Source organism: Shewanella sp. 11B5, assembly GCF_002836795.1.
Classification (GTDB): domain Bacteria; phylum Pseudomonadota; class Gammaproteobacteria; order Enterobacterales; family Shewanellaceae; genus Shewanella; species Shewanella frigidimarina.
Genome location: NZ_PJAP01000882.1, coordinates 1 through 3,415 on the forward strand (window position 1 = coordinate 1; position 3,415 = coordinate 3,415).

General features: G+C 42.4%; 2 protein-coding genes. Both read left to right on the forward strand.

Going from position 1 to position 3,415, the window contains the following annotated elements; all coding sequences use genetic code 11:
• Position 1: 1 nt before the first annotated feature.
• On the forward strand, positions 2 to 1,351 hold the full coding sequence (gene rseP / locus CXF78_RS17630; protein ID WP_102037490.1) for a sigma E protease regulator RseP: 1,350 nt from the start codon (positions 2 to 4) through the stop codon (positions 1,349 to 1,351).
• A gap of 31 nt (positions 1,352 to 1,382) precedes the next feature.
• Positions 1,383 to 3,415, forward strand: a 2,033-nt coding sequence (gene bamA, locus CXF78_RS17635) for an outer membrane protein assembly factor BamA (RefSeq protein ID WP_102037491.1), incomplete at its 3' end; no start/stop codon positions are given.

Genomic DNA, 3,415 nt, shown 5'->3' on the forward strand with positions numbered 1-3,415 from the left:
CTTGGGTTCATTTATCGTCGCATTGGGTATTTTGATTACAGCCCACGAGTATGGCCATTTTTGGGTTGCCCGTCGTTGTGGCGTTAAAGTCGAGCGTTTCTCTATCGGTTTTGGCAAAGCGATTTGGCGTAAAGTGGGTAAAGATGGCACTGAATATGTTGTCGCTATGATCCCCTTGGGTGGTTATGTCAAAATGCTTGATGAACGCGTTGAAGACGTCCCCGCCGAGCTAGTCGACCAAGCCTTTAATCGTAAAACGGTTTGGCAACGTATTGCGATTGTATCTGCAGGCCCTATTGCCAACTTTATTTTTGCTATAGCAGCGTTATATGTCATGTATCTTATTGGTACTCCGTCGATTAAGCCGGTCATTGACAGTACTAAACTAAATAGCCCAGCTAGTGTTATTCAGTTGGTTGAACCACAACAAATTATAGCGGTATCAGGACAACCGGTACGTACTTGGGAAGAAGTTAATTTAGCCTTAGTAGGTCATATTGGTGATGACAGTATTGAGTTATCCCTAGCACCATTACCAGAGTTGTCTGGCATGGATATGCCAGTTCGCACCGTAAAACTCGATACGCGAAATTGGATATTTGATCCAGAAAAAGAGTCGCCGATAACTGCACTCGGTTTGGGGATATTTCGTCCAGGGATTGATCCAACGATAGCGGCAGTGAGTAAAGACAGTGCGGCAGAGCAAGCGGGCATTAAGATTGGCGATAAACTCGTCAACATCAATGGCACTCAATACAGCGATTGGAATGCGTTTGTTGATGTGGTACAAAGCTCTGCCAATAAAAATATTAATATGACATTGATGCGTCAAGGTGAACTTATCAATGTTGATGTTGTGCCAAAAGCACAACAAAATTCTGATGGTAAAACTATCGGAATTGTTGGAATTAGCCCAACCCAAGCCCAATGGCCTGATAATATGCGCTTTGAGCTTGAGTATGGCATAGTAGATTCTGTTATCGCTGCAACTGACAAAACATGGCAACTCGTTGTCGTCAGCTTCAAGATGATTGGAAAATTATTTACCGGCGATGTGTCGGTGAAAAACCTTAGTGGTCCTATTTCGATTGCACAAGGCGCAGGCGCCAGTGCAAGTTACGGCTTAGTGTATTTTCTAGGGTTTATCGCGCTCATCAGCGTTAACTTAGGCATTATTAATTTAATGCCTCTGCCAGTGCTCGATGGGGGACACTTGCTGTATTACTTTGTAGAAGTGATTACTGGTAAGCCTGTACCCGAAAAGGTACAGGAAATAGGATTCAGGTTTGGCGCAGCTTTGCTGCTAATGTTGATGGGCGTAGCCTTATTCAACGATTTTGCCCGACTCTGAGCAAGGACAGACTAATAATTAGAAGTGCTCTATGAGATTTAATAAAATTTTTGCCTCGATGTTATTCGTCGGCGCGTCTTTTTCAGGGAATGGTTGGGCAGAGTCTTTCCAACCTTTTGAAGTGACCGACATCCAAGTAGAAGGTTTGCAACGAGTTGCTCTCGGTGCAGCACTATTGAGTTTACCTGTGAAAGTAGGTGATACAGTAGATGAAGTTAAATTACAGCAAGCGATTAAGAGCCTTTACGGTTCAACCAATTTTGAAAACATCAGTGTCAGTCATGAAGACGGTATACTCTATGTAACGGTTAAAGAACGTCCAACTATCAGTATTATCTCGTTTGACGGTAATAAAGATATCAAAGACGAGCAGTTACAAGAAAGTCTTGACGGTTCTGGTGTTAAAGCTGGCGAATCACTTGATAGAACCATGTTGTCTGGCATTGAAAAAGGCCTGCAAGATTTCTATTACGGTGTGGGTAAATACGGTGCCAAAGTTGAAGCGCAAATCATCAACTTACCTCGTAACCGTGTTGAGCTTAAATTTAAGTTTACCGAAGGTTTAGCGGCTGAAATCCGCCAAATTAACGTGGTTGGTAATACTGTATTCTCAGATTCTGAGCTCATCAGTATGCTTGAGCTTAAAGACTATGTGGCATGGTGGGATTTGTTTGGTGAGCGTCGCTACCAAAAGCAAAAGCTACAAGCTGACTTAGAAACCATTAAAACCTATTACCACAATCAAGGCTATATTCGCTTTGAAGTGACTTCAACACAAGTGGCGATGACACCAGACCGTAAAGGTTTGTACATCACTATTAACGTGAATGAAGGTGAAAAGTACAAGGTGAAAGAAGTTAACTTAATTGGTGACCTAATGGGCCGAGAAGAGTTAATGAGATCTATTTTGCCAATTAAAGCGGGCAATATGTACAACGGTGCGGATGTGACATTCACCGAAGAAATGTACAGCAAATACCTTGGCCGCTTTGGTTATGCTTATCCTGAAGTAAAAACCTATCCTGAAATTGATGATGAAACCAAAGAAGTGGTACTCAACATCAATGTTAAACCGGGTAAGCGCGTGTATGTTCGCTCAATTAACTTCACCGGTAACACAGTTACTAAAGATGAAGTTATGCGCCGCGAATTACGTCAAATGGAAGGTGCATGGTTGAATTCTGCTCAAATTGAACAGTCTAAGCTACGCCTTAACCGTTTAGGTTATTTCGAAACGGTTGATGCTGAAACCATTCAAGTACCAGGCAGTGACGATTTAGTTGATGTCGCAGTAACTGTGAAAGAGCAACCGTCAGGTTCGTTCAACGCAGGTGTCGGTTATGGTACTGAATCTGGTGTGAGCTTGCAGTTTGGCGTTGAACAAAATAACTTCCTTGGTACTGGTAACCAAGCTGGTTTTAGTGTCAACACTAACAAATACTCAAAAAGTGCCAACTTGTCTTATACCGACCCATACTTCACTAAAGACGGTGTCAGTTTAGGTGGTAGCGTTTACTGGAATGAGTTTGATGCTAATGAGGCTAACCTTGAGCGCTATAAGAATAAATCTTATGGTGTTGCATTAAACTCAGGATTTCCGATTAACGAATATAACCGTTTGAACGGTGGTATTGGTTATCGTCATAATACTATTTCAGAAATCTCTGCTTATGAACAAGCATTGCGTTTCTACAATGTGTATCGTGAAACGGATGATCCTAATTCAGACTTAAGTTTTGATAACTTTGAATTGAATGCCGGTTGGTACCGCAGCACACTTAACCGTGGTACGTTCCCGACAGATGGTTCGTCGCAACGTTTAAGCGGTAAAATGACCGTGCCAGGTTCTGACTTACAGTACTTTAAAACGGATTTCGACACCAACTTCTACTTCCCACTGACACCTCAGCATGGGTTTGTATTATTGGCTCGCGCCCGTTTAGGTTATTCAAACGGTTATGGTCAGTTTAACGACAACGATCAAATCTTACCGTTCTGGGAAAACTATTATTCTGGTGGTAGCAGTTCGTTACGTGGCTTTAAGTCTAATTCAGTAGGCCCTCG